Origin of the sequence: Paracoccus caeni, assembly GCF_016629665.1 — a bacterium.
In the GTDB taxonomy this organism is placed as follows: Bacteria; Pseudomonadota; Alphaproteobacteria; order Rhodobacterales; family Rhodobacteraceae; genus Paracoccus; species Paracoccus caeni.
In genome coordinates this window covers 267,106-293,378 of the sequence record NZ_JAEPRQ010000001.1, presented here as the reverse complement: position 1 = coordinate 293,378, position 26,273 = coordinate 267,106, and the positions used below count along the sequence as shown (strand labels likewise).

Genomic DNA, 26,273 nt, shown 5'->3' with positions numbered 1-26,273 from the left:
TCAGGGGCGACGAATGATGGCGTCCGCCCGAAGCTCGGCCAGATAGGCGTCGGCAGCGGCATTGGCCTTGCGATTGAAGACCGAGTCGCGGATTTCTTGCCGACTGGGCAGGGCGTTCGGATTGGGCACCGCCGCCTCGACCCCGTCGTCGGGCAAGGCGGTCGTGGCGACGCCCTGATCCATCTCGGCCACCAGTGCAGGTTGCCGCGAACACAGCATTACCAGATCGGCGGCATTGCCGTAATTGACCACCGCCGCTTCATCATCATCCAACGAGGCAAGCTGCGTCGCGATCAGTTGCGGGATCTGCCCCTGCGAGATCGTCTGACGCTGGACCTGCGGGGCGACCTGCGGGCCGGCCTGCACGTAAAGATCGTTGCAATTGCGCGTCCGCGCAGCCAGTTCCGCCGCCGCATTGGTCGAGGCCATGCGCAGCGTCATGTAATCGATCACCTGTTCGCCCGCGCCCGGACGCAGCGTGCCCGCCGTATCGCGCATAAAGAACAGGATCACCGCCCCCTCGATCCCGATGGGTTGGCTGACCTGACCCGGTTGCAGCGAGGCCAGAACCGGCCGCAGCCCCGGCGGCAGGTTGTCGATGTTCATCCAGCCCAGACGACCGCCCATTTCGCGCGATTCCGAGGCCGAATATTCCCGCGCCGCCGCCGCAAAGGCCGCCTCATTCGGGCTGGAGGACGCGATCTGCCGCGCAAGGCCCATCGCCTGCTGCTCCTGCCCCTGAGGGGCGGGAATGATCAGTTCGGAAATCAGCACCCGCGACAGGATCGGGGTTTCGATCTGACGTTTGTATTCCTGATCCACATCGGCATCGGTCACATTGATCTGCGGCACGATCCGCGCACGCACCACTTCGCGCCAGACCATGCCCGAGACGACGAAATCGCGGAATGTTTCCGGGTCGATGCCCGCGCCTTCAAGTGCTGCGACGAACTCCGCGCCACTCATATTCGCGCGACCGGCAAATTCCTCCAGCCCCGCCTGCACACCCTCTTCGGTCGGCTGAATGCCCATCTGCTTGGCCGACCAGTTGCGCAGCCGATCTTCGATCAGCGCCTCGGTCGCCTCTTCGGGGGTGGTGTTGGGCGCACCCAGAATCCGCATAAAGCGCTGTCGCTGATCGACCTCGAAGCGGGTGATGGCGGTGTTGTTAATGTAGATGACCGGCTCGAACAGGTTCTGTGCGGCCACCGGCGCGACCGTGCCCAAAAGCAGGGTCGCCGAAATGGCGATGCCGGAAAGAAGATGCCGCATATGCTGCCCCCAAATCATTCTTTGGCCAGAGACTAGCGCATACAACTGCGCCGCGCCACTGTGCCGGGCCCGTCTTTCTGTGTGCCGAAACCGCCCAGACGCACGGACAGGCCCACCGATGTTTCAGGCCGGACCGTATCCGAGGCCGTGAACCGGCGCGAGACCCCCATTTCGACAGTGATACATTCATTGCGATAGGTCACGTCCAGCGAGGCGCGCTGTGCGCTGTCCGTCGCGAAATCGTAGCGGGTTTCGGCATTGCCCCACCAGCCTTGGGCAATCTGCCAGCCGATATTCGCGGTCAATTCGTTCGTATCCTTGCGGCTTTCGCCCTCGTCGCGGTCGATCCACAGATGACCGGCGGAAAGCTGCAGATCCGGGCGTAGCCAGCCCAGCCGCAATTCATTGCGCGAAACGTCGAAGGAATCGTCGAACAGCGCCCGGTTGGCGATCGCCAGCCCGTCATTGTTGTCGTAATTCGCGGCCAGCAGCCAGTTCGACCGCTTGCCCGACAGGGGCGAATCGTCGCCGAAGATCCGATCCCGCTCGGCCCGGAAGACGCGGCCAGCGGTCAGGCCCAGCGACCAGCCGGTCGGATCGATCCGGGTCCATGTCGCCCCGACATTGGCGCGCAGCCCGCTTTCGCGCGCATCCCAGCCGGGAAAGCGGTTGTCGGAAAACAGGTTGCCTTCGTCAAACTCGATCAGGCGGCTGTCCTCGTTCGGGATGTCGGTGCCGTCATCCTTCGGCGAATAGAGGATCTGGATCACCGGCTCGACCAGATGGCTGGCGCCGCCATGGCTGCCAGCCAGCGGCCAGCGCAATTCGACCCCGACCATCGGATCGACGCGGGTGACCAGATCGTCATAATTGCTGTCCTGCGCGATCCGGTAAATATCCGCATCCAGCCCCGCCAAGGCCGAACCGACCACCCCACCCGGCAGGATCTGGCTGCGCCGCCAATCCAGCCCGACCGAGCCGCGCGCAATATCGCGCCCGTCAACATCCGTGTCCGAGGGGCGGCGATGGGCATGTGCCGACCATTCCAACAGCGCCTCTCCCCCGATCCAGTTCGGGGTGAAACGGCGCTGCCAGATCACGTCGGCGACCTGCGCGGGCGAGGTGCTGTTATCCTCGTCATCGCGCAGCGAGTGGTAGTTGCCCACCCGCCCGAAGAAAATCTTGTCGCGGCGCACACGCTCGACCATGACGCCGCTCCACAGCCGGTCGGCATCGGTGATGTCGTAATCCAGCAGATAGCCGCGATCCGAGGCGACTTGTATCTGCACGCCCAGCCGGTAGTCGCGCGGCAAATCGAAGATGGCGTTGCCGAACAGATAGCCGCGTGTCTCGCCCGCCTCGATATCGTCGCGGCTGATCGCGCCGTTCCATTCGGTCACCGCGTTTTGCCAAGCCTGCCGGTAGCGCAGCTCCATCGTCCGGGTGCGGCTGGCCGAGATATAGGGCGTCACCGTCAGATCGGCATGATCGCCCATCGTGATAAAGTAGGGCACCTTGATCCCGAAACCGAGGCCCGAGGTCGTGCGAAACTCTGGCCGCAGGAAGCCCGATTTCCGGTCAACCGTCGGGTCGGGTGCGGTCAGCGTGAAGGGTGCGGCGGCGATGGGCATGCCGAAGGCGCGAAGCTGCGGGTGATCGAAGGTGATCAGCCGGGTTTCGGCGTCATGGGTGATGCTGCGGGCGCGGATTTCCCACAAGGGGGTGGGATCGCTGGCGCAGACCTGACAGGACGAGGCGACGACCTGTCTCAGCGTGGTGATCCGCCCATTGTCCGTGCGGGTCATTTCCGTCGCGGCAAGCTGCAATTCGCGGGCAATGACCAGACGCGCGCCGCGGATGATGCCATCCTGCAATTCGCGGTCAAGCTGGCCGGAATCAGCGATCAGGATCGCCTCGCGCTCGGGGTCGGCGGCACCGGGTTGGGACAGATGGATCGGTCCCTCGATGGTCAGATCGCCGCTTGGCCCATCGACGATGATCCGCGACGCGACCAGACGCGCGCCCTGATACCAGACGACGACGCCACCCGCCGCGATCAGCGTATTGTCGCCCTGCAGCACCATGCTGTCGGCCAGAACCGTCGCCGCATCGCCGGTATCGCCGACCGTCGGACGCGCGCGAATGGTGACATCGGTATCAGGCTCTACCACTTCCAGCGCTGCGGCGCCGGGCGTCCGGTCGCCGACCAGCCCCTCGCCCAGCCGGGTCGCGGTCGGTGCCAGCGCGGCCTCGCCCGACCAGTTCAGTTGCGGGCCGACGCCCAGGCTGCCGGTGCCGAGGGCCGGGTCTTCGGACATGATCATCTGCGCCAAGGCCAGCGACGGCACCAGCGTCAGCCCTGCGATGCCGATCGCCTGCCGCCACTTGCTTCGCATCCGTCCCCCGCTCATCCGTCCTCCCGCGCCAGGATCAGCGCCACGGCCAGAAGCCCGCCGACCAACGGCGGCGTCCAGCCCGCCATGGACGGCGGCACCTGCCCATTATCGCCCAGAACCTGCGCCAGATTGCGCAAGAAGAACAGTCCGATCCCCGCCGCGAAGGCCAGAAGAACCGCCGTCCCGGTATTTCGGCCACGGATATGCTGCATTGTGAACGCCGCGGCGATCAGCACCATCGCCGCCATCAGGAACGGCCGGGCCAGTTCCATCTGCAGCCAGACCTTATGCCGCGCCGCCGAAAAGCCCGCGCGTTCCAGCCCCGCGATAAAGGTCGGAAGCTGCCAGACCGGCACCGCCTCGGGCCGCCCGAAACCATCGCGAATCCGCTGCGCCGTCAGATCAGAGGCCAGCTTCAGCGTCCCGGCGCTGGTCGCGTCCGCCTCGGGGTTGCCGGCATTCAGCGGATAATCCCGCACATCGGTCAAGTCCCACTCGCCCGGCATCAGCCGCGCCTCGCGCGCCTCGATCCGGCGAACCGGGCCGCTTTCGCTGTCGAAGACCATGAAGGTCGCATCGTAAAGCGTGGTCGCATCGGGGCTGGCACGCCGCGCGCGGATGACGATCTGCCCGGCCTCCTGCCCCTCTTCCACCACCGCCTGCCGCAGCCAGACCGCGCTGTCCCCGACCGAGACCGTCTGCTGTCCCTCACTTTCGATCCGCGCCACCGCCTGATCGAAATGAGAGCCGGTCACAGCGACCAGCGGATTGATCAACCCGACCGTCAACAGCCCCAGCATCACCGCCGTCACCGCCGGTGCCGCCGCCACCTTCAGCGCCGACCGCCCCGAGGCGCGGATCGCCACCATTTCGGAACTGCGCGCCAGCCCCAGAAACAGCGCGATTCCGGCAAGGACAGTCAGCAGCGGCAGAATCGAATAGAAACTTGAGGCGATGTTCAGCGCCGCCAATTCCGCCGCGCCGCCAAGGCCCAGATTATGACCCGAAAAGCGACGGATCATCTCGATCATGTCGATCAGGAACAGGATCAGCAGAAACACCCCGGCGACCATCAGAAAGGCGCGGGTGAACCTGTTCGAGACATAACGCGCAAGGATCATGTCCCGCCCCCCCTCAACCGCCTTGGCCGCGCCGCCAGCCATAAAAGCCCGGTGCAAAGCCCCGCCCCAAGCAGCGCGGGCAGATAAAGCAGCGGCCACAGATCGGTATTCCGCCCGACCTGATTGGCGGCGGCATTCGACAGAAACTGCACCACGATCAGCCCAAGAATCGCCCAGAAGACCTGCCGCCAGACGCCAAACCGCGAATATCCCCCGATCAGCAGCGTCGCAAAACCGATCATCGCCGCGACCGGAGCCAGCAGCGGCTGTGCGATCCGCTCATGCGCCTCGCGCCGGGCATCGCCCGCCGTGGCCCGCGTCGCCTCCAGCAGTTCGGCATCGGGGTTCAACAGCCGCCACGTCCCGTAATCGCGCAGATCGCGGCCCTTGCGACTGCCAAGGCTCAGCATGCCGCCGATATCATAGCTCAGTTCCTGAAACCGCGTCACCGACAGCCGCCGCGCATCGCCCGTGCCGGTCAGGTTCTGCGCCATCCCTTGCAACAGGACCAGAACCGGCCCGGTCTCGGCCCGGACCACCAGCGCCTCTTCCGAGGTATAGATGGTCTGATCCTCGGGATTGCGGGCATCCTCGATGAACAGATCCAGCAGGCGGCCATCGGCGGCGATGTCACGAATGAACAGCGTCAGCCCGTCGGTCGGGTATTGAAACGCGCCGGGCCGCAGGAATTGCGAGGTCACATTCTCGGCCAGCTCCGCCTGCCGGTCGGCCAGCCGCGCCCGCGCCATCGGCACCAGCCCGTGAACCAGCACCGCCACCATCAGGCCCGCAAATACCCCGAAGATCAGCACCGGCCGCGCCAGCCGCCACGGCGACAGCCCCCCGGCCTGCATCGCCACCAGTTCGGATTCGTTCGCCAGCCGGTTCGTGCCGTAAGCCGTCGCCACAAAAGCCGCGACCGGCAGCACCACCGAAATCACCAAAGGCAGCGTCAGCGCCGTGAATTCCAGCACCACCAAAGCGGTCTGCCCGTCATTCATCAAATCGTCGAACAGGCTGACCGCCCGGTTGATCCAATAGACCGACACCAGCACAAGCGCGAAAAAGCCGAACAAGGTCAGCAGCAGGCTGAGAATGTATCGGTCAATCCGAAGCATGGGCGAAGCGGCTTTCTCGGGCGGTGGCGTTACCACCTGATTAGCGGCAAGGGCGGCTCTGGAAAAGGGCTGGAAGCGCGTCTAGGCTCGCCGCCGACCCGAGTCGAGGAGCCGATGACATGACACAGCCCGTAGAAATCACCTTTGCCGAGACCGCAACCGACAGGCTTGCTGGCCATGAAGGACGTGTCGCGCTGATCGTGCAGCCCGGCGGAAAGCTGCCTGCGGGCCTGCCGCGTGCCGCGCGCGAGGCCGCACAACGCGCACTTGATTCGAAAGCCGGGAAGGCGCTGAAGGCCGGCGGCACCATCGAACTGTCCTATCCGTCGGGTATGACCGCCGATGCGCTGACCCTTGTGGCGCTGCCGAACAACGCCAACGTGACCGAGGCCCGCAAGGCCGGTGCCGTCATCGGCGCCAAACTGGGCAAGACCCACACACTGGTCCTTGCTGGCAATCACAAACGCGCGGGCGAGATCGCGCTTGGCATCGCATTGCGCGGCTATGACTTCTCGGTCTATCGCACCTCGCCGGATGAGGGCGGCGAAGAGCCCGTCACCGATCCGATCCCGCAAAGCACCAACCGCGCGCCCGAAGATGCTATCCTTGGCGACGCACAGGCCGACCCGGCCCCCGATGCCGCCGATGAGCCGGTCTCGGAAAAGGCCCGCGTCACGCTGATGGTGAAAGATCCCGAGGCGCTGGCGAAAGAGGCCGCCGATGCCGCAGCGCTTGCCGAAGGCGTCTTTTTCACCCGCGATCTGGTCAATGAGCCCGCGAATGTGCTGACCACCACCGATTTTGCCGACCGCCTGAAGGCGATGGAGGAAATCGGCCTGACCGTCGAGGTTCTGGAAGAGGACGAGTTGTCCAAACTTGGTATGCGGGCCTTGCTGGCCGTGGGTCAGGGCAGCGAGGCCCCGTCAAAGGTCGTGGTGATGCGCTGGAACGGCGGCGTCAAGGACGAAGCGCCGCTGGCGCTGGTCGGCAAAGGCGTCGTTTTCGACACCGGCGGCATCTCGATCAAACCCGCAGCGGGCATGGAAGAGATGACGATGGACATGGGCGGCGCGGGCGTCGTCGCGGGTGTCATGCGGACGCTGGCCCTGCGCCGGGCCAAGGCGAATGTCGTCGGTCTGGTCGGTCTGGTCGAGAACATGCCCGACGGTAAGGCCCAGCGTCCGGGCGATATCGTGAAGTCGATGAAGGGCGACACGATCGAGGTGATCAACACCGATGCCGAAGGTCGCCTCGTTCTGGCCGATGTCCTCTGGTATGCGCAGACCCGCTTCAACCCCTCGGCGGTGATCGATCTGGCGACGCTGACCGGCGCGGTGATCATCGCGCTTGGGCACGACAATGCGGGCATCTTCTCGAACGACGACATGCTGGCGAACAAAATTCTGGCGGCAGCAAAGTCCGAGGGTGAGGGTGCGTGGCGTCTGCCGCTTGGCCCCGCCTATGACAGCCTGATCAAGTCGCGTCTGGCCGATATCAAGAACACCGGCGGTCGCGCAGCAGGCTCGATCACGGCGGCGGCGTTCCTGCAACGCTTCATCCGCAAGGACCAGCCCTGGGCCCATATCGACATCGCTGGCGTGGCTCTGCCGCCCTCTGCAACCGACCTCGCCCCTCGTGGGGCGACCGGCTGGGGGGTAATGACACTGGACCGCCTGATCCGCGACCAGTTCGAGGCGACGTGAACCAGCGAAAGCACCGGCAAGTGTCCGATGGGTGCCAATCGATGACAAGCGCCTTGCACGATGGCGGGCGAGCAGCGCAACAAATGCGCTTGCCCGCTTGTCGCGCGATCCCGTCCCCCATCTCTGTTACGCCTGATCTTACCGAAGTGCCCGCCCGTCCCGGCGGTCGGGCACTTTACCGCAGCAGCTTTTCCGCCCTGCCTCCACAGAGGCACTCAACCTCCCGCGCCGTAGGGTGCGTGCTCCGCACGCACCGCCTGAACCCAAACCCACGCACCACCACCGCACGCAAGCGGTGCACACCCTGTGCACATCCCGTGCTTCCCCGGTGCACGTTCTGTGCAACGAAAAGCCCTGCATTTGCTGCCCCATTCGACCCGCGCACCCTTTCCGTTGCAGAAATCACCAGTGCAACGCCCGCACCCCGTAGCGCAACATTTCGGGGCCTGAATGGGTAACGCGCTTTTCTATCACCTCACCCGCTCCCCTGCCGAAAACCTGCTCTCGGTTCTCATCGGCAAATCCCTGCAAGCCGGATGGCGCGTCGAACTTCGCGGCACCGACCCCCAGCGCATGGACTGGCTTGACCGGCAGCTTTGGTCCGGTGACGGCTTCATGCCCCACGGCCTTGCTGGCGGCCCCCATGACGCCCGGCAGCCCGTGCTGCTGACGATGCCGGGACAGTCTGCCCCTAACGATGCAGCCTGCCTGATGGCACTGGACGGTGTTGAAGTCTCCGCCGAAGAAATCCAGCAATTACAGCGCACCTGCATTATCTTCGACGGTGGAAATACCCCCGCCCTGAACCGCGCCCGCGACCAATGGCGCGCATTGACCAGCGCCGGGGCCACCGCCGAATACTGGTCCGAAGAATCGGGCCGGTGGGAGAGGAAGCGTTAGCGAACTCGGCGCGACGGCGGCACCGCGTCGGGACCTCTCTCCGACCGTGCAAACCAGAGCGGCGATCTGAACCGCTGCGCCTTGTCGCGCACCTCCGGCACGAATTGCGGCAGTTTCCTCACCCATTCAATTACGGAAATCACCCGCTTCGCGTCGATGTCGTCTCCAGTATCTTCGATCACTCACAGACAGACGATGCCTCCTCCTCTCACAACCTAAAAACCCAACAAAAACAGAAGCCTTTCCATGCTCTACAGCTGCAAGCTACGGCCTCAAAGAACGGCTAGATCACGCCCGCGATTCCGTCAACGAACGCATATCGACAATTCGAAGCATATTTCGCTATCCGCCGCATGCGACGAAAAGGTAATTGCGGTGCATCGGTCATTTCTGGCAAAGCGAGGCGGTGCGCAACTTTCTTCATATCCCCCTGTTCGGCACCTTCCTGATCGCCGTCCTTGCCCTCGCCTTCGCGACGGGCATGCACGCACGCCCCCTCCCGACCGAAATGGAAACACGGCTCGAAGCCTCTCTGCTGGCCGGTTTCTCGATCAATGACTTCTGTCTCAGCGACAAGGATTCGCACGAGAAATCAACTCATTGTTCGCTTTGCTATCTGATCACCGCATCCCATCTGCCGCGCATAGACCGGCTGGAAATCAACGCTGAGCAGCGGGTTTTCGCGACCATCGTGCTGCCGCAGATCCAGCGTGCAGCGGCCCATCCGCGCGATCCGACCACGTCGAAACGCGGGCCACCGCAAACCGCCTGATTCCGACCGCGCGCCATCCCGGCGCATCCGTTCCCGTGCCGCTTTCCGGCGCAGCTTCAGGTATTCCCATGTCCCAGATCGACACCGCAGCGCCCGCGCGCAGCTCTGCCAGGACCGATGCCAACTGGCGTCCCTTCCTCATCCGCCTGCATTTCTACATCGGCCTTTTCATCGGCCCGTTCATCTTCATCGCCGCCCTGACCGGCCTGCTTTATGTCCTGACCCCGCAGATCGAAAACCGGCTTTACGCCGACGCCCTTTTCACCGACAGCACCGGCCCGTCCCAAAACCTGACCGCGCAAGCCGAGGCCGCCCGCACCTATCTGGACGACAGCCTTGACGTCTCGGCCATCCGCCCCGCGACCGGGCCGGGCACGACCACGCGCATCCTCTTTTCCGACGCCTCGCTTGCCGCGTCCGAGAATCGCACGCTATTCGTCGATCCTGCCACGCTGGAGATCAAAGGCGACCTGACGACCTACGGCACCAGCGGCATCCTGCCCTTCCGCATCGCGCTGGACTATCTTCACCGCAACCTGATGCTGGGCGAATTTGGACGTTATTACAGTGAGCTGGCCGCGTCTTGGCTTTGGGTGGCGGTCCTTGGCGGCGTCATCCTTTGGGCAACCGGCCCAAGCCGCCGTCGCCCGGTGGCACAGATGCCGCCCCCGCAAAGGCGCCGCTGGCTGCATGCGACGATCGGCGTCTCACTGTCGGTCATCCTGATTTTCATCTCCTTCACCGGCCTGACATGGTCGCAACAGGGCGGCGCCCGGATCGACGCCCTGCGCGGCGTTCTCGGCTGGACCACCCCTTCGGTCAGCACCACGCTGGACGGCGTTGCGCAGCCAGAGGCGGGGCATCACGATCACGGCCATGGCGACCATCCCATCGACATGCGCGAAGATCGTCTGGATCAACTGGACGCGGTCGCCCAAGCCGCCCAAGCGGCGGGGATCGATTCGCCCATGTTCGAGATCCGTCTGCCCAAGCCCGAACAGGCATGGTTGGTCCGCGAATACGACCGTTCATGGCCGACCCAGGTCGATACGGTCGCGCTGCATCCCGACACGATGGAAGTGACCAGCCGCGCCGATTTTGCCAGCTTTACCCTGATTCCGAAGCTGATCCGGTGGGGGATCGACGCGCATATGGGGATTCTGTTCGGCGTTGCTAACCAGATCGTCATGGCGCTGGTCGCGCTCGGCCTGATCGTGGTGATCGCCTATGGCTACCGCATGTGGTGGGCGCGCAGACCTGTTGTCGGCTCCCGGCCGCTGATCGAAAGCTGGCGCGGGATGAGCGTGCCGCACCGGCTGCTGTGGCTGGTGCTTGCGGCGGGGTTTGGCTGGGCTTTGCCGGTTCTGGGGGTCAGCCTTCTGGCCTTCCTTGCCATCGATATCGCCCGCAGCGCCCTGACCCGCAGGGCCGCCTGACGCAAACGAAAAAGCCCGGCGCATTGCCGGGCTTTCCCTTTTCAGACGTTCGCGAACCGATCAGTTGCGCGCTTTGTCCACCATCTTGCCTTTGGAAATCCACGGCATCATTTCGCGCAGCTTCGCACCGACCTGCTCGATCTGATGTTCGTCATTGATCCGGCGGGTCGCCTTGAAGAACGGCTGCCCGACCGCGTTTTCCTGCATGAAGTCACGCACGAATTTGCCGGTCTGGATGTCGGTCAGAACCGCTTTCATCCGGGCCTTGGTCTCGTCGTAAGGCAGAACGCGCGGGCCGCTGACATATTCGCCATATTCGGCGGTGTTCGAGATCGAGTAGTTCATGTTGGCGATGCCGCCTTCGTAGATCAGATCCACGATCAGCTTCACCTCATGCAGACACTCGAAATAAGCCATCTCGGGCTCGTAGCCTGCTTCCACCAGCGTCTCGAAACCAGCGCGGATCAGTTCGACCAGACCGCCGCACAGAACCGCCTGTTCGCCGAACAGGTCGGTCTCGCATTCCTCGCGGAAATTGGTCTCGATGATGCCCGAACGACCGCCACCAATGGCCGAGCAATAGGACAGACCGATATCCATCGCCTTGCCCGATGCGTCCTGATGGACCGCGACCAGACAGGGCACGCCGCCGCCTTTGACATATTCGCCGCGAACCGTGTGGCCCGGACCCTTCGGCGCCATCATGATGACATCGACGCCCGGCTTCGGCTCGATCAGGCCGAAATGCACGTTCAGACCGTGGGCGAATGCAATCGCCGCGCCGTCGCGCAGATTGTCATGGACGTATTTCTTGTAGGTCTCGGCCTGCAATTCGTCCGGCATGGTGAACATGATCAGATCGGCCCAGGCGGCTGCCTCGGCAAGACCCATGACCTTCAGGCCCTCGCCTTCGGCCTTCTTGGCCGAGGGGCTGCCCTCGCGCAGGGCGACGACGACGTTCTTCGCACCCGAATCGCGCAGGTTCAGCGCATGGGCGTGGCCTTGGCTGCCATAGCCCAGAATGGCGACCTTCATGTCCTTGATCAGGTTCACGTCGCAATCGCGGTCATAGTAAACGCGCATGGGGAATATCCTTTCCTCTCCAGTTGCCGGTTTGTAGCGCGGGATCATGCGTCAGGGATGTTCAATGATCGCATTATGTGAGATTAAATCGAAATGATCATGCCGATGAATTACCTGATCTGAGAAAATCATGCCCGACGCGACCGACCGCCGCATTCTTCGTCAACTTCTCGCCGATCCTGACGCCTCGAATACGATTCTGGCGGAACGGGCCGGGGTTACGCCAGCCAGCCTCTGGCGGCGGCTGGAAAAGATGCGCGAAACTGGCGTGATCACCGCGATTCAAAGCCGCATCGACTGGCGTGCCCTTGGCTGGGAGGTCGAGGTCAGCCTGCGTTTCACCCTCGACAAAACCAACCCGCGTGCGTTCGACGAATTCATCGCCGCCGCCCGCGAGGTGCCCGAGGTGATCGAGATCCAGACCTTCCTTGGCAGCGTCGATCTGCGGCTATCGGTCATCGCGCGCGACATGGCGCATTGGCAGCAAATCTATCGCGACCGCATCCTTGGTTTGCCGCATGTGACCGACAGCGACGCCCTGATGCTGGTCTCGACCATCAAGAACAGCGTGGAGCTGGCACTGTGAGCGATCTGGACAATACCGATCTGGCGATCCTGCGGGTGCTGGCCGCGGATGCAACCAAAAGCGCGGCCGAAATTGGCCGCGCCGTCGGCATCGGCCAGCCCGCCGCATGGCGTCGCATCCGCAAACTGACCGAGGCGGGCGTCCTTGGCGGTCGCCGCATCGTGGTGGACAACGCGGCCCTTGGCTTTGGCGTCACCGTGTTCCTTGGCATCCGCCTTGCCGCCAAGGGCCGCACCAGTCTTGAGGAATTCGAGCGTGCCGTGACCGCCATCCCCGAGGTGCAGACGGTCCAGCACGTCCTTGGCCAGTTCGACTATCGCCTGCGCATCACCGCCCGCGACATCAGCGATTTCGAACGCATCCTTCGCCGCCGCATCATGACCCTGCCCGGCATCGGTCAGGTCGAGGCGAACGTGATGCTGTCAGAAGAACGCCGCCCCGGACCGCTGGCGCCGCTCGACAGGTAGCTGCGCGTCACGCAAGCCGGACCGACATGCCGCCATCGACGATCATCGGACTTCCGGTCATGAAGGAAGACCGCTCGGACAGCAGATACAGCGCGCCCTGCGCAATCTCGGTCGCGCTTGCCATCCGCTTCATCGGATGCAGTTCCGCCACAAAGTCCATCACCTCCTGATTGTCCTCACCGCCCGCGGGCGTGATCGTCCCACCCGGCAGCAATGCGTTCACCCGAACGCCCGCAGCCGCATATTCCGATGCAAGCGCCTGCGTCAGACCGATCACCCCGGCTTTCGACGCCGCATAGGCCGCCATGCCCGGCAACCCGCCATTGCTGAACCCGACGAAGGACGAGGTGAACACGACCGAACCGCCACCCTGCCCGCGCATCACAGGCAGTTGCGCCTTCGCGGCAAGGAACGCGCTGGTCAGATTGGTCGCGATCACGTCATGCCAAGTGTCGTTGGGCATCTCGGAAACCGCCACCATATCCCCGACGATCCCGGCATTGTTCAGCGCACCATCCAGCCGCCCGAACTCGCCCACCGCAAGATCGACCAGCCCTTGCGCATAGGCCTCATCCTTCACATCGCCGGGCAGGAAAACGGCTCTTCCACTTCCCTGATTGATCGTCTGCGCCAGCACTTTCAGCTTGTCCGATCTCCGCGCCCCCAGAATCAGGTTCGCGCCCTCACGCGCAAACAGCAGCGCCGCCGCAGCGCCAATCCCGCTGCTGGCGCCGGTAATGATGATCGATTTCCCTTTGAGTTCCACGCCTGTCTCCCTTGATTTGTCGCAGAGGAGACCCGGATACGTCGTTCACATCCTCACCGAGCACGCGAAACAGGCGTCGCATTCATTCTGTGATGGCAGGTGGTAGGTGGTTTCAAGTTGATGAACCGACGCCGCAACATTAACCACGCAACGCTCGCAAGCGGTGTACAGACTGTGTACGCTCTGTGCCTGTCCGGTGTACGCAAATCACAGCGCTTTTCCCAGCATTTGCTGGGCTTCGGGCGATGCCACGCCGACGGCTGACATCACCCGGAAAAGTTAACCGCGCGCCGCCACCATGCTCTCTTCGATGATGTCCAGCGCCTCATCGAACACCGCATCCTGAATGGTCAGCGGCGCGAGGAAGCGGATGACATTGCCATTCACCCCGCAGGTCAGCAGGATCAGCCCGCGCTTCAACGCCTCTTCCCGCACCCGACCCGCAAATTCCGGTGCCGGGGTCTCGGTATCGGCGATGTTGAACTCGACCGCGTTCATGAAACCCGGCCCGCGAATGTCAATGATCTCAGGCACTTGCTCCTGCACGGCCGCCAGCCGCTGTTTCAGGCGCTGACCCAAGCGCACGGCGCGGTCGCACAATCCCTCTTCCTCGATCACGTCCAGAACCGCATGCGCCGCCGCCACGCCCAGCGGATTGCCCGCATAGGTGCCGCCTAGTCCGCCCGGATTGGGACTGTCCATCACATCGGCACGGCCCGTCACCGCGCTGATCGGCAAACCGCCACCAAGCCCCTTGGCCATGGTCGTCAGATCAGCCGCAACCCCATGATGTTCCATCGCAAAAAGCTTGCCCGTCCGTGCAAACCCGGTCTGCACCTCATCCGCGATCAGCAGCATCCCATGCGTATCGCACAGCCCCCGCAGCTTCTCCATGAACCCCGCGGGCACCTCGTAAAAGCCACCCTCGCCCTGCACCGGCTCGATGATGATGGCCGCGACGCGCGACGGTTCCAGATCGGATTTGAACAGCCTTTCCAATGCCTTCAGCGCTTCCTCGACGCTGACGCCATGCAGCGGGTTGGGGAATGGCAGATGCCAGACATCCGGCATCATCGGCCCGAACCCGGCCTTGTAGGGCTGCACCTTCCCGGTCAGCGCCATGCCCATGAAAGTCCGTCCGTGGAACCCACCCGAGAAGCTGACAATCCCCGACCGCCCGGTAAAATGCCGCGCAATCTTGATCGCGTTTTCAACGGCTTCAGCCCCGGTGGTGGCGAAGATGGTCTTCTTCTCGAAATCACCCGGCACCAGCCGGTTCAGCCGCTCGGCCAGTTCGACATAATTCTCGTAAGGGACGACCTGATGGCAGGTATGGGTGAATCGATCCAACTGATCCTTCACCGCCTGCAGCACCTTGGGATGCCGATGCCCGGTATTCACCACGGCGATTCCGGCAGCAAAATCAATGTAGCGATTGCCCTCCTTGTCCCAGATCTCGGCATTCTCGGCACGGTCGGCATAGATCTGCGTGGTCATGCCGACGCCACGCGAGATGGCGGCATTCTTGCGGTCGGTCATGCTGGTCATCGGTTCCTCCCTCAGCGGCCCGATACCGATCCTAGCGCGGCTCCGCAGGCGCGAACAGAGGCGGCGATGAAGCGGCCCGATACAGGTCTTGCGCACCCTTACCCGCCGCGCGATGCTGGTTGAAATGCCACAGAAAGGACGCAGGATCATGACCTTCACCCGAAACGCGCTGATCGCCGGACTGGGCCTTGGCCTGCTTGCCGCCTGTGAGGATGCGGGCCAGCGCGCGGTCTCGACCCTCGCCCCCGGCTCGACCTATGCGATCACCCGAATCGACGGCAGCCCCGCGCCCGATGGCGTCACCTTCGAGGTGGGCGAGGATGGCCGCGTCTCGGGCGCTGGCCCCTGCAATCGCTATAGCGGACAACTGACCCACCAGGGCGAGGTGATGACGATCGGCGGCGTGGTGATGACCCGTCGCGCCTGCCTTGACGCGGAACGCAACACAGCCGAAACGCGACTCTCCACGGCGCTTGGCGTGGTGACCGGCGTCAAACCGTCCGAGGATCGCAGCACCGTCGCGCTGATCGATGCCGAGGGACGCGAGCGTATCCTGCTGCAACCCCGGTAAGGCGCGACACCGATGTTCCCGATCCGGGACCACAATCCCTCAGAACAGACCCCCTATGTCACCTATGCGCTGATCGCGGCGAATATCGTGATGTATCTGCTAACCCTGCCGACATTCGAGGCCGGGAACTGGCTTTGGACGCGCCTTGCCCTTTACCCGGTTGCGGTGGTGAACGGAGACATGCTGTGGGGCCTCTTCTCGCACATGTTCCTGCATGGCGGGATCATGCATATCGTCGGCAACATGCTGTTTTTGTGGATCTTCGGGGACAATCTGGAAGACCAGATGGGGCATCGCGGCTTTCTGGTCTTCTACCTCTCGGCGGGACTGGTCGCAGCGGCGGCGCAGATCGCGGCGACCCCTTATTCGCCCATCCCGATGATCGGCGCGTCAGGGGCAATTGCCGGGGTCATGGGGGCCTATCTGCTGCTTTTCCCGCGTGCCCGCGTCGATATCCTTGCGATCTTCATCATCTTCTTCAAGGTTTTCACCCTGCCTGCATGGGTGGTCCTTGCCGTCTGGTTTGCGCTGCAAATCTTTGGCGGTTTCAACACCCCCGGAGATCAGGGAGGCGTCGCCTATTGGGCCCATGCCGGCGGCTTCGTCGCAGGGTTGGTGCTGGCCCTGCCGCTGTTCCTGCGGCGCGGCGGCACCGCCTTCTGGAACCGCAACCACGGCCATCCCCCGCATCCCGAAACGCATTACACCAACAGCCGCGTCCCCCGCGTGACCCGCCGCTGACCCCTGCATTGGTTCAGAAATATCCCGGGGAGTCGCGCGCAGCGCGGCGGGGCAGCGCCCCCTGCGACCGCGTCTTAAAGGACCGGCATCCGCCCGACGCTCATATGCCGCTTGCGACCAAAACCCGGACGCCGCTCGACCCGGAACCCGGCTTCCTCCAGCGCACGCCGCACGAACCCCGCTGCCGTATAGGTGGCGAAACTGGCGCCGGGGGCCGCGTGTCGCCCCACCTCCGCCATGATCTCTTCCCGCCACATCTCGGGGTTTTTTGCTGGCGAGAAGCCGTCCAGAAACCATGCATCCGCCTGCCCCGTCCATGACGGCAGCCGCTCTGCGACATCGCCGATCTCCAGATGCAGCGTGACCTGACCAACGCGAATGATGGGGTTTCCCCAACCGGCCCGCAGTTCCCCGGCCAAAGCTGCCAACGCAGGAAAGGCCGCATGCGCCTGCTCCATCTGCGCCACGCTCATCGGCCATGCCTCGAAGCTGGTCATCGTCACCGGAACCTGCGCGATCTGGGCCAGAGCAAGGCAGTTCAACCCGGTCCCGAAGCCAAGCTCTGCAACGTGAAAGCCCGGCACCAGACGCGCGGGCAGATCATTGCCGTCCAGAAACACATGCCGCGTTTCCTCCAGCCCCCCGGCGAGACTGAAATAGGGATCGTCGAACAGAGTCGAGATCGGCACGCCGCCGTCGCGCCATTCAAGCTGTGGCTGGTTCGGCCCGGTCTCATCGGATAGATCGCTCATACCGGCAGCTAGGGGAAAGGCGGGGGCTTTGACAAGCGTGACGATCATCGGCGGCGGCATTTTCGGCCTGTGCTGCGCATGGGAAATGTCCCGGCGCGGCGCGTCCGTGCGGGTGATCGAGGCGGATCGCATCGGCGCGGGATCGTCCGGCGGGCATGTCGGCGCGCTGGCACCGCATGCGCCCGACAACTGGAACCCGAAGAAGGCGTTTCAACTGGAAAGCCTGCTGATGGCGGGTTCATTCTGGCGCGATGTCGAGGCCGCATCCGGTCAGCCGACAGGCTATCTGCGCGCCGGCCGCCTGCAACCGCTGACGGACCCGGACGAGGCCGCGCGCCTGCAAGCCCGGATCACCGCTTCGCAGGATCGATGGCCCACAGAGATGCAGTTGCGCCTGACCGACCGGCCCGATGCCGCGCTGATCCCGGACAGCCCGATTGGCCTATGGCTGGTCGATGGTCTGACCGCCCGGATCAATCCTCGCGCGGCCCTTTCGGCGCTGACGCAGGCGTTGCGGCGCAGTGGCGCCGAGGTGATCGAGGGGCAGCGGCCCGATCCTGACGCGCTGACGGGCACGACGCTTTGGGCGACGGGAACGCCCGGATTGCTTGATCTGACCGACGCTCTGGGCCGCAACATCGGCAAGGGTGTGAAGGGTCAATCTGCCCTGCTTCGCCACGCCGCGCCCAACGCGCCGCAGGTCTTTGCAGACGGGCTGCATATCGTGCCGCATCAGGACGGGACGGTCGCGATCGGCTCGACCTCGGAAAACGAATATGGCGATCTGCAGCACGACGAGCGGCTGGACGAGATCATTGCCCGCGCGCGCCAGCTATGTCCCGCGCTGGCAGATGCGCCGGTCATCGACCGCTGGGCAGGCGCGCGCGCCCGCGCCAAAAGCCGTGCCCCGCTGCTGGGACACTGGCCGGGACGCGAAGGGCATTTCGTCGCCAATGGCGGCTTCAAGATCGGCTTTGGCATGGCCCCGAAGATCGCTGCCCTGATGGCCAATCTGATCCTGACCGGACAGGACGCGATCCCCGAGGGCTTTCGCCTCTAGCCAACGTGCCTATTGCTGGGCCGTGCCGCGCACCGTGTCCAGCGCGCTGACGGCGCTGTCGGCACGCATGCCATGTTCGAAGATCAGCCAGGTCGAGGGCGATTTGATCTTCAGCACGCCGCCATAGAACTCCATTGCGGTTGCCTGCTGCAGAACGGACAGGAAGCGGTTCTCGATCCGCGAATTCTTGCACGGCACACCGGCGGTCACGATCTGCGACAGTTGCACCTGCGGAAGATCGACGTTGTTATTCGCCGAATAGGCGTTGCACGGCCCCTGCCCCGACAACCGCCGCTCTTCGACCAGCAGGGTCATGTCACGCAGCGGCACGGTTTGTCCGTCCATTCCCACCAGCACATAGCTGCCGCCGGGGATGAAGCCGCGATCCTCACCCTCGGGCGTTGTTGAAGTCGAGGTGGTCGTCGGCTCGCAAGCGGCAAGCGCAAGAACAGCGGCGCTCGCAAGGCCGAAAAATCCAAGGCGGTTGGAACGGAGCATCGGGTCTTCTCCCTGGCATCAAATCTGATCAGAGCGCTGCCGGACGGGCAGGCCCCCGTTTCTTTGTCTTTGCCATGTGGACAGAGCGAGGTTGATTATTCCAGTTTTAATTTAACGATTGTTCGTGACCACAGCGGATTCGGGCAAGATTTTGCAGACATTGTGATCACAGAGCATCATCCCGGCAGCGGTGAGACCCCGATGACCAGAGGATGCAGATGCAACAAGGTAGCCCAGATCACCACGGCCGCCACAATCCGTAGCGGGGTCACGCGGAACCTGCCGGGCAGGCCCGACCGCAGCAGCCCCGTCAGCGCAAAGATCAGCATGCCGCCGAAGAACAGCAGATGCGACAGATCGCCATTCGCGATCAGATGCGCAGCGGACCAGATCGCGAAAGCCGACACCAGCCCCGGCAGACCGACCGCCAGCGTCACAGAAAGGATCGCCAGCGGCATGGCAAGATTGACCAGCCAGCGTCCGGCCATTCCCGCATCCCATAGCGGCACGAAGGGCGCCCGTCCCGTCGCCTTGATCAGCCAGTAGAGAAGCACAAGCGACAGCAGGCTGAACGCGGCCAGATAGCCCCGCCGCCCGATCCGGCCAATCAGCCAGCCACGCAAGGGCCTTGCCGCCGGGATCACATGCGCGCCCAGAAAGCAGGCCCAAGCCAGAATATATTCGCCCCAAGCTCCCATCCTGCCGCGATACATGCTTGCGGCGCGCGGCGCTACCGGGTGAGAATATATGTCACATGGAGAGATTGATGACCCGACTGGATCAGGCCTTCGCCACGATAGACGACGCCAACGCCCTGGACCCGACGCTAGAGGACGGCCAGCCTGCCGCGCTGTTATATGGGCAGCGGATGACCTCGGAACAGCTACGCCTTTTCCCCGAGGCGAGCGAGGTGCTGCAGATCGCCTGCCGAGGCCAGCATATCGAACGTTGGAAACTGCCGCGCGACGCCTATCCCATGGATCGGGCCGGTTATCTGCAATGGCGGGTCGAGCAGGGTCGCCGCCATGCCGAGCGTATCGCCGGGATCATGGACAAGGCGGGCTATGATCCCGCAGAGATCGACCATGCCCGCAAGATGCTGATGAAGCAGGGGATCAAGCGCGACGACGACACGCAGGCGCTGGAGGACGTGATCTGCTTCGTCTTCATCCGCTGGTATCTGGGCGATTTCATGGCCGAGACCCCGGACGAGAAAATGCCCCGCATCATCGAAAAGACCGCCAACAAGATGTCGCCCGAAGGCCGGGCGCGCGTGTTGCAGGAATTTCCGATGCCGGAAGCCTTCGCGCAATATTTCCGCGACTGATGCGCGCCGTCATCGTCTCGCATGGTCAGCCCGGCGATCCCGGCCCGCAGCAACAAGCGGTCGAACAGCTTGCCGGACAGGTGGCCTCACACGACCCCGGCTGCGAGATGCGTGGCGCGACGCTTGCCATGCCGGGCGCACTTGCCGCTGCCTGCGATACGGACAGCCTGATCTATCCGATGTTCATGGCCGAGGGTTGGTTCACCCGCACCGAACTGCCGCGCAGGCTGTCCGAGGCGGGGGCGGCAGGGGCACGGATCATGCGCCCCTTTGGCACCGATCCGGCATTGCCGCAGCTTATGACCGCCAAGGCGCATGTCGCCGCCATCGCACGGGGTTGGTCGCCCGTTGAGACAACCTTGCTGCTGACCGCCCATGGCTCGCAACGCTCTCAGGCCAGTTTTACCATCACCAATCATGTGGCCGCGCTGATCGAGGCGCATTTCGCCCGCGTCGTCACCGGCTTTGTCGAGCAGGAACCGTTCATCGCCGATGCTGCACGCGGATTGGAACAGGCGGTCAGCATGCCCTTTTTCGCGCTGCGGGCAGAGCATGTTCTTGACGATCTGCCGACCGCACTGGACGAGGCGGGTTTCAGCGGCCCTCGACTGGACCCGATAGGGCTTGCCCCGGAAGTCCCCGCCTTGATCGCCGCCGCAATCCGCAGGGATTGCGGCACCCGCTGAATTGGGCGGTCTGCTGCGACGATCGACCTGGAACCGCAATCACGGCTTGGTGAGATCGCAAAGCCGCGATAGGTAAACCTCAACGATTTGGTCAGAAAGGACCGGATGCGATGAAGTTGACGGTTGACGAGGCTTTGGCGCGCGGTGGCGCCGGGCGGTTTCAGTGGGGCCTGTTGGGGATCTTCGGGCTGGTCTGGGCCGCCGATGCGATGCAGGTGATCGCGGTGGGCTTTGCCGCGCCCTCGATCGCCGCGACCTTCGGGCTGGAGCGGGTAACGGCGCTGCAGATCGGGACGGTGTTCTTTCTGGGCATGTTCGTCGGCGCTGCGGGCTTTGGCCGGATCGCCGACCGGATCGGGCGACGGAATATCCTGCTGCTGACGGTACTGATGGATGCGGTCTTCGGCCTCGCCTCGGTCTTTGCGCAGGATTTCACGTTGCTGCTGGTGCTGCGCTTTCTGACCGGCGTGGCGGTGGGCGGCACACTGCCTGTCGATTACGCGATGATGGCTGAATTTTTGCCGCCGAAGAACCGGGGCCGCTGGCTGGTCTGGCTGGAAGGCTTTTGGGCCATCGGCACGATCATCGTGGCCGTGACCGCATGGATCGCGGCCAGCCAGAGCGCGGCTGATCCGTGGCGCTGGATCTTCGCGGTCGCCGCCTTCCCGGCAGTGATCGGGGTTTTCCTGCGCCTATGGGTGCCGGAATCGCCGATGTATCTGGTCCGCAAGGGTCGCAACGATGAGGCGAAGGCGGTGGTGAACCGGGTGCTGCGCGCGAATGGCGTGGACGTACTGCCCGCCGATATGCGGCTGGTTGCAGCGGATGTGCCGATTGCAGCGGAAACCTCGATCTTCTCGGTCCTGCTGCGCAACCGCACCATCGGGGTGCTGGCAGTGTGGTTTCTGGTGTCGCTGTCCTATTACGGCGTCTTTGTCTGGGTGCCGGGGCAGCTTGCGACCGAAGGGTTCGGCTTCGTGCGGGGCTACGGCTTCCTTGTGATTCTGGCGCTGGCGCAGGTGCCCGGTTACGCGCTTGCGGCATGGGGGGTCGAGGCCGTCGGGCGGCGCAATACGTTGCTGGGCTTTCTGCTTCTCAGCGCGGCGGGATGCGCGCTGTTCGCCTTTGCCTCGGGGCCTGCGGTGGTCGCGGTTGCGCTGATCCTGATGAGCTTTGCGCTTCTGGGCACATGGGGCGCGCTTTACGCCTTTACGCCCGAACTTTACCCGACCCATCTGCGCGGCACCGGCATGGGCACGGCCAGCGCAATCGCCCGGCTGGGCGGCATTCTTGCGCCAAGCCTGCTGGCCATCGTCTTCGCCAAGGGCTTCGGCTTTGCCATCGGGGCCTTTGCGCTGCTGCTGCTTCTGGCGGCGGCTGCGTTGCTGATGGTGCGGGCCGAGACGCGGGATCAGGCCATCGCCTGACCCTGCGGGGGTTGAGCTTCCGGCTGATTGCCCCGATCCTTCGCGGGCAATCAGCGGAGGGAACCCCATGGGCCAGTTGGTCAACGGCGTCTGGAAAGACGAATGGTATGATACCGATTCCAGCGGCGGAGAGTTCGTGCGCGACACCTCGCGGCACCGCAACTGGATCACCGCCGACGGCACGCCCGGCCCGACCGGCACCGGCGGGTTCAAGGCGGAAAGCGGCCGCTATCACCTTTACGTCGCCTATGCCTGCCCTTGGGCGCATCGGACGCTGATCTATCGGGCGCTGCAGGGCCTGACGGATCATATCGAAGTGTCCGCCGTCCATCCTGACATGCTGAAGGAAGGCTGGGAGTTCGGCGAGGATTTCCCCGGTGCAACGGGCGATCAGCTTTTCGGGAGCCGCTATCTGCGCGACATCTATCTGCGCGCCGATCCCAAAGCCTCGGGCCGGGTGACGGTGCCGGTTTTGTGGGACCGAGAGCGCGACACCATCGTGTCGAACGAAAGCGCCGATATTATCCGCATGTTCAACTGCGCCTTCGACCGGATCACCGGGGTCGAGTATGATTTCTACCCCTATTCATTGCGTGACCGTATCGATGAGATGAACGGGCGTATCTATGACAGCGTCAATAACGGCGTTTACAAATGCGGCTTTGCGACGACGCAGGCCGCCTATGACAAGGCCATCGGGCCGCTGTTCGACACGCTGGACTGGATCGAGGAGGTTCTGTCCAAGAACCGCTATCTGCTGGGCGAGCGGGTCACGGAAGCCGATTGGCGGCTGTTCACCACGATCTGCCGTTTCGATTCCGTCTATCATACGCATTTCAAATGCAACCGGCGGCAGGTGGTTCAGTATCCGAACATCTGGGGCTGGGCGCGTGAATTGTATCAGTGGCCCGGCGTCGCGGCGACGGTCAAACCGGATCATATCGTGCGCCACTATTATTACAGCCACGACACGGTGAACCCGCACCGGATCGTGCCGGTCGGACCAGAGATCGACTGGAGCGTGCCGCACGGACGGGAGTGACGTTGGCAACGTCGCCCTTTGGATATTTGGATGAAGAAGAAGCGGCGTGCCGGTCCGGTGAAAAGCGAAACCCCGGCGCGGGAAAACGCCGGGGCATCAGAGAGGGAGGGTTGTGGCCGTATCCGCCGACCACCGGGCTTCGGTCAATCAACGTGGCGACCCGAAGGTGGTTCCACCCGAGGCGGAGTTCAGCAGGAAGATGCCGATCTCAGCGCAGGCGTGGAGGATGGCGTCTTGGCTTATCGACCGGACGCGGTTTCATCAGCACGCGGCCGCGCCAGATAAGCAACGCACCGGCACCGGCAATGATCCAGATGACCGCACCCACACCGAAGATGAATTCCACGAACTGCGGGCCAATAGGCTCCCGGCAGCCCGTGGTATTCATCCCGCAGGCTAGGCCGATGAGATAATACGACGCAGGGAAAGGGCCGATCATCAGAAACAGGCCGAGCATGATCAGAAGGATGCCGAAGAAGATTCGCATGGCGGGTTTTTCCTTGTTCGCGTTCAGCCCTGAGATAGAGCGCCGCCGTGGCGTTCCAGACACTCCAGCAACTGGTCATGTCCTGCGCGGTCCTGCGCAAGCATGCTGATGTGGATGGGCAAGCCGTTGTCTTCCCGCTGTTCAATCAGCGCCAGTCCCGGCTTGCCCGATACCGGCGGCCAATAGGCAGTGATCTTCGAGATTTCGAAAATAGCATCTTCCTCTGCCGACAAGCTGCGACCCTCATCGAGGAAATCTAGCGCATTCTGCGGCAACTCCACACGCATTGGACCAACACCCCGATCTGCCGAGATGATGGCCCCGATCCGGTCGCGCAGGGCCGCCGTCAGCGCAAGCACCTCATCCGTCGTCATGGAAAGTTCAACTGTCGGACGGGTTTCGGCAATCATCATCTGCGCCGAAAATATGCTCGCCAAGCTCAGCGCCTCTGGTTGCGGCGGCTTCACACCGCTCAACTTCAACAGCATCACCACGAGCCAATCGACGATACGCGACCCGATGCCATCCTTGCTTAGCTGCGTCCCTATGGCTTTCAGATATTCATCAACCATCCGCTGCTGGTCATCCGCTACGGGCTGGGCCGCTTGCAAAAACTGCTCTTCGTTCTGGGCCGTCAGGACGGACGGCAACACCGTCAGCGCAGCGTCGGGTGGTATGAACCAAATCTCATCCGTCATCAAAATGCCTCAAATATCGCTGAAGCCATTGGTATTGGCCGGGCATCGTCGGCGTCAACGGTGATCGAGCATGTCATGGTGAGGACCAGAGGCATCTTCATGACGCCCGGGTTAAGAAATCCGCTTGTAATATGTTATGTAATACTATTACTAATTTGCCAGCAAGCTAATCAGCCCAGCCCCCTCCACCATCAAGGATATTGAGACATGCAGAAGAATTTCGCACGGCATCTTGGCGCGCTGGCGCTTGGCACGGCTTTGGCGGTCGCGGCCCAGACGGGCATTGCAATGGCCGAAACTGCCGCCAAGCATGATCACGCACATGACCACGCCCACGATCATTCGCACGACACCGAGAACAACCCGGCCAAAGGCTATTTCGAGGATGCGCAGGTTCAGCCGCGCGACTTGTCGGATTGGGAAGGTGACTGGCAGTCGGTCTATCCCTATCTGGCCGATGGCACGCTGGACCCGGTGATGGAACACAAGGCCGAACATGGCGACAAGACCGCCGAGGAATACCGCGCCTATTACGAGACCGGCTACAAGACCGACGTAGACCGCATCACCATCGAGGGCAACCGCTTCGATTTCTATCGGGGTGAAGAGAAAGCCTCGGGCGAATACGAGTCCGGCGGCTACGAGATTCTGAACTATGCCAAGGGCAATCGCGGCGTTCGGTTCATCTTCGAAAAGGTCTCAGGCGATGAGGCCGCGCCGAAGATCGTCCAGTTCAGCGACCACATCATCGCACCGCAGAAGTCGGGGCATTTCCACCTGTATTGGGGTGACGACCGTGCGGCGGTTCTGGAAGAGCTGACCAACTGGCCGACCTATTACCCCTCCAACCTCGACGCGGATGGAATTCTGCACGAGATGCTGGCGCATTAAGCCAACAGGCACGAGCAGAGGGTTATGACGGCGCGAAAAAGGGTTAACCACCCATGCCGCAGAACCCAAAAGGCCCGGCATTGCGCCGGGCCTTTTCTTGTTTCGCAACGATCAGGCGACCAGACGATAGCCGCCCGATTCCGTCACCAGAAGCCGCGCATTCGAGGGATCGGGCTCGATCTTCTGGCGCAGGCGGTAGATATGCGTCTCCAGCGTATGCGTGGTGACGCCCGCGTTATAGCCCCAGACCTCATGCAGCAGCACATCACGCGGCACCACACCATCCTGAGCGCGATAGAGAAACTTCAGGATATTGGTTTCCTTCTCGGTCAGGCGGATCTTGCGGTCCTTCTGATCGATCAGCATCTTCATCGCAGGCTTGAAGGTATACGGCCCGAGCTGGAAGATCGCGTCTTCGGACTGCTCGTGCGTGCGAAGTTGCGCACGCAGGCGGGCCAGAAGCACCGGGAACTTGAACGGCTTCGTCACATAGTCGTTCGCGCCCGCATCAAGGCCAAGAATGGTGTCGGCATCGGTATCATGCCCGGTCAGCATCACGATCGGGCATTTGACGTTCAGCTTGCGCAGCTTCTTGCACAGCTCGCGTCCGTCCGTGTCGGGCAGGCCGACATCCAGCACCACCAGATCGTAAATCGCGCCCTTGGTCGCCTCGACCGCTTCCGCGCCGCTGCCAGCCTCGGTCACGTCGAAATCGTCGGTCGCCACCAATTGCTCGGCCAAAGCCTCGCGCAGGTCTTCCTCGTCATCGACAAGCAGAATTTTTTTCAGACCGGCCATGTTGCCTCCGTTAATTCATTCACGCAAAGGAGTGGGGTCGGACGCGGCGTCCGTCCAGCAACATGTCGGAAATCTCACATGGTTTTGTCGGAGAAAGGCACTATGTTTCAGAATGTTTCAATTCCAC

General features: G+C 63.3%; 27 protein-coding genes. 14 read left to right on the top strand and 13 right to left on the bottom strand.

The features are described from left to right. Genes JJJ17_RS01325 through lptF form a run of 4 tightly spaced genes read right to left on the bottom strand, consistent with a single transcriptional unit; the run spans nucleotide 1 to nucleotide 5,907 of the window. Complete coding sequence (locus JJJ17_RS01325; RefSeq protein ID WP_200683232.1) at nucleotides 1-1,272, bottom strand: peptidylprolyl isomerase; 1,272 nt, start codon at nucleotides 1,270-1,272, stop codon at nucleotides 1-3. Between the two features lie 32 nt (nucleotides 1,273-1,304). Then, nucleotides 1,305-3,668, bottom strand: a complete 2,364-nt coding sequence (locus JJJ17_RS01320) for an LPS-assembly protein LptD (RefSeq protein ID WP_234463831.1) — start codon at nucleotides 3,666-3,668, stop codon at nucleotides 1,305-1,307. Nucleotides 3,669-3,679: 11 nt separating this feature from the next. Next, a complete protein-coding gene (gene lptG / locus JJJ17_RS01315) occupies nucleotides 3,680-4,789 on the bottom strand; it encodes an LPS export ABC transporter permease LptG (protein ID WP_200683230.1) in 1,110 nt (369 codons plus the stop codon). Further along, the gene (gene lptF, locus JJJ17_RS01310; RefSeq protein WP_200683228.1) at nucleotides 4,786-5,907 is read right to left on the bottom strand and encodes an LPS export ABC transporter permease LptF; all 1,122 of its coding nucleotides are present in this window, start codon (nucleotides 5,905-5,907) and stop codon (nucleotides 4,786-4,788) included. Before lptF ends, lptG begins: the two co-directional genes overlap by 4 nt. Before the next feature lie 119 nt (nucleotides 5,908-6,026). Here lptF and JJJ17_RS01305 point away from each other — a divergent pair, with 119 nt between their 5' ends. The 4 genes from JJJ17_RS01305 to JJJ17_RS01290 all read left to right on the top strand — a co-directional run bounded on the left by JJJ17_RS01305 (nucleotide 6,027) and on the right by JJJ17_RS01290 (nucleotide 10,718). Further along, the gene (locus JJJ17_RS01305) at nucleotides 6,027-7,610 is read left to right on the top strand and encodes a leucyl aminopeptidase (RefSeq protein ID WP_200683226.1); all 1,584 of its coding nucleotides are present in this window, start codon (nucleotides 6,027-6,029) and stop codon (nucleotides 7,608-7,610) included. A 450-nt stretch (nucleotides 7,611-8,060) separates the two neighbouring features. Further along, nucleotides 8,061-8,510 (top strand): DNA polymerase III subunit chi, encoded by a 450-nt coding sequence (locus JJJ17_RS01300; protein WP_200683224.1) that lies wholly within the window; start codon nucleotides 8,061-8,063, stop codon nucleotides 8,508-8,510. Between the two features lie 406 nt (nucleotides 8,511-8,916). Then, nucleotides 8,917-9,282 carry a hypothetical protein gene (locus JJJ17_RS01295; RefSeq protein ID WP_200683223.1) on the top strand — a complete coding sequence of 122 codons (366 nt, stop codon included), beginning with the start codon at nucleotides 8,917-8,919 and terminating at the stop codon, nucleotides 9,280-9,282. A 68-nt stretch (nucleotides 9,283-9,350) separates the two neighbouring features. Next, the gene (locus JJJ17_RS01290; RefSeq protein WP_200683222.1) at nucleotides 9,351-10,718 is read left to right on the top strand and encodes a PepSY-associated TM helix domain-containing protein; all 1,368 of its coding nucleotides are present in this window, start codon (nucleotides 9,351-9,353) and stop codon (nucleotides 10,716-10,718) included. 60 nt (nucleotides 10,719-10,778) lie between these two features. Here the strand turns inward: JJJ17_RS01290 and ilvC are convergent, their stop codons facing one another. Beyond that, nucleotides 10,779-11,801 (bottom strand): ketol-acid reductoisomerase, encoded by a 1,023-nt coding sequence (gene ilvC, locus JJJ17_RS01285; RefSeq protein WP_200683221.1) that lies wholly within the window; start codon nucleotides 11,799-11,801, stop codon nucleotides 10,779-10,781. A 130-nt stretch (nucleotides 11,802-11,931) separates the two neighbouring features. Between ilvC and JJJ17_RS01280 the strand changes: the two genes are divergently transcribed. Further along, nucleotides 11,932-12,387: an Lrp/AsnC family transcriptional regulator gene (locus JJJ17_RS01280; RefSeq protein ID WP_200683220.1), complete on the top strand. Its 456-nt coding sequence runs from the start codon at nucleotides 11,932-11,934 to the stop codon at nucleotides 12,385-12,387. Next, entirely contained in the window at nucleotides 12,384-12,854 is a 471-nt protein-coding gene (locus tag JJJ17_RS01275) for an Lrp/AsnC family transcriptional regulator (RefSeq protein ID WP_200683219.1), read from the top strand. The genes JJJ17_RS01280 and JJJ17_RS01275 overlap by 4 nt, the downstream gene beginning before the upstream one ends. A 7-nt stretch (nucleotides 12,855-12,861) precedes the next feature. Here JJJ17_RS01275 and JJJ17_RS01270 read toward each other — a convergent pair whose 3' ends face one another. Together JJJ17_RS01270 and JJJ17_RS01265 are read right to left on the bottom strand one after the other, a co-directional pair. After that, on the bottom strand, nucleotides 12,862-13,620 hold the full coding sequence (locus JJJ17_RS01270) for an SDR family oxidoreductase (protein ID WP_200683217.1): 759 nt from the start codon (nucleotides 13,618-13,620) through the stop codon (nucleotides 12,862-12,864). A gap of 279 nt (nucleotides 13,621-13,899) precedes the next feature. Continuing rightward, nucleotides 13,900-15,168 (bottom strand): 4-aminobutyrate--2-oxoglutarate transaminase, encoded by a 1,269-nt coding sequence (locus tag JJJ17_RS01265; protein WP_200683215.1) that lies wholly within the window; start codon nucleotides 15,166-15,168, stop codon nucleotides 13,900-13,902. Between the two features lie 148 nt (nucleotides 15,169-15,316). On the opposite strand from JJJ17_RS01265, the gene JJJ17_RS01260 reads away from it, so the two are divergent. Together JJJ17_RS01260 and JJJ17_RS01255 are read left to right on the top strand one after the other, a co-directional pair. Then, nucleotides 15,317-15,739 (top strand): META domain-containing protein, encoded by a 423-nt coding sequence (locus tag JJJ17_RS01260; protein WP_200683213.1) that lies wholly within the window; start codon nucleotides 15,317-15,319, stop codon nucleotides 15,737-15,739. Nucleotides 15,740-15,751: 12 nt separating this feature from the next. Beyond that, nucleotides 15,752-16,480, top strand: a complete 729-nt coding sequence (locus JJJ17_RS01255; protein ID WP_200683212.1) for a rhomboid family intramembrane serine protease — start codon at nucleotides 15,752-15,754, stop codon at nucleotides 16,478-16,480. A gap of 74 nt (nucleotides 16,481-16,554) precedes the next feature. Here JJJ17_RS01255 and mnmD read toward each other — a convergent pair whose 3' ends face one another. Then, nucleotides 16,555-17,232 carry a tRNA (5-methylaminomethyl-2-thiouridine)(34)-methyltransferase MnmD gene (gene mnmD, locus JJJ17_RS01250; protein WP_200683211.1) on the bottom strand — a complete coding sequence of 226 codons (678 nt, stop codon included), beginning with the start codon at nucleotides 17,230-17,232 and terminating at the stop codon, nucleotides 16,555-16,557. A gap of 37 nt (nucleotides 17,233-17,269) precedes the next feature. On the opposite strand from mnmD, the gene JJJ17_RS01245 reads away from it, so the two are divergent. Beyond that, nucleotides 17,270-18,292, top strand: a complete 1,023-nt coding sequence (locus tag JJJ17_RS01245) for an NAD(P)/FAD-dependent oxidoreductase (protein WP_325168771.1) — start codon at nucleotides 17,270-17,272, stop codon at nucleotides 18,290-18,292. A gap of 9 nt (nucleotides 18,293-18,301) precedes the next feature. Here JJJ17_RS01245 and JJJ17_RS01240 read toward each other — a convergent pair whose 3' ends face one another. Both JJJ17_RS01240 and JJJ17_RS01235 read right to left on the bottom strand, forming a co-directional pair. Continuing rightward, nucleotides 18,302-18,790: an META domain-containing protein gene (locus JJJ17_RS01240; protein WP_200683209.1), complete on the bottom strand. Its 489-nt coding sequence runs from the start codon at nucleotides 18,788-18,790 to the stop codon at nucleotides 18,302-18,304. Between the two features lie 176 nt (nucleotides 18,791-18,966). Then, nucleotides 18,967-19,503 (bottom strand): NnrU family protein, encoded by a 537-nt coding sequence (locus tag JJJ17_RS01235; protein WP_234463830.1) that lies wholly within the window; start codon nucleotides 19,501-19,503, stop codon nucleotides 18,967-18,969. Nucleotides 19,504-19,556: 53 nt separating this feature from the next. Between JJJ17_RS01235 and JJJ17_RS01230 the strand changes: the two genes are divergently transcribed. The 4 genes from JJJ17_RS01230 (at nucleotide 19,557) to JJJ17_RS01215 (ending at nucleotide 23,272) form a co-directional block, all read left to right on the top strand. Further along, on the top strand, nucleotides 19,557-20,117 hold the full coding sequence (locus JJJ17_RS01230; RefSeq protein ID WP_200683208.1) for a DUF4202 domain-containing protein: 561 nt from the start codon (nucleotides 19,557-19,559) through the stop codon (nucleotides 20,115-20,117). Then, nucleotides 20,117-20,803 (top strand): sirohydrochlorin chelatase, encoded by a 687-nt coding sequence (locus tag JJJ17_RS01225; RefSeq protein WP_200683206.1) that lies wholly within the window; start codon nucleotides 20,117-20,119, stop codon nucleotides 20,801-20,803. Before JJJ17_RS01230 ends, JJJ17_RS01225 begins: the two co-directional genes overlap by 1 nt. Before the next feature lie 110 nt (nucleotides 20,804-20,913). After that, the gene (locus JJJ17_RS01220) at nucleotides 20,914-22,230 is read left to right on the top strand and encodes an MFS transporter (protein ID WP_200683204.1); all 1,317 of its coding nucleotides are present in this window, start codon (nucleotides 20,914-20,916) and stop codon (nucleotides 22,228-22,230) included. Between the two features lie 67 nt (nucleotides 22,231-22,297). Continuing rightward, entirely contained in the window at nucleotides 22,298-23,272 is a 975-nt protein-coding gene (locus JJJ17_RS01215; RefSeq protein ID WP_200683202.1) for a glutathione S-transferase family protein, read from the top strand. A 208-nt stretch (nucleotides 23,273-23,480) separates the two neighbouring features. On the opposite strand, the gene JJJ17_RS01210 is transcribed toward JJJ17_RS01215, so the two are convergent. Both JJJ17_RS01210 and JJJ17_RS01205 read right to left on the bottom strand, forming a co-directional pair. Then, nucleotides 23,481-23,759, bottom strand: coding sequence for a hypothetical protein (locus tag JJJ17_RS01210; protein WP_200683200.1), 279 nt, complete (start codon nucleotides 23,757-23,759; stop codon nucleotides 23,481-23,483). A gap of 23 nt (nucleotides 23,760-23,782) precedes the next feature. Continuing rightward, a complete protein-coding gene (locus tag JJJ17_RS01205) occupies nucleotides 23,783-24,457 on the bottom strand; it encodes a hypothetical protein (protein WP_200683198.1) in 675 nt (224 codons plus the stop codon). Nucleotides 24,458-24,664: 207 nt separating this feature from the next. Between JJJ17_RS01205 and JJJ17_RS01200 the strand changes: the two genes are divergently transcribed. Then, nucleotides 24,665-25,348, top strand: a complete 684-nt coding sequence (locus JJJ17_RS01200; RefSeq protein WP_200683196.1) for a ZinT family metal-binding protein — start codon at nucleotides 24,665-24,667, stop codon at nucleotides 25,346-25,348. Between the two features lie 111 nt (nucleotides 25,349-25,459). Here the strand turns inward: JJJ17_RS01200 and JJJ17_RS01195 are convergent, their stop codons facing one another. Further along, entirely contained in the window at nucleotides 25,460-26,146 is a 687-nt protein-coding gene (locus JJJ17_RS01195) for a response regulator transcription factor (protein WP_200683194.1), read from the bottom strand. Nucleotides 26,147-26,273: the final 127 nt, after the last annotated feature.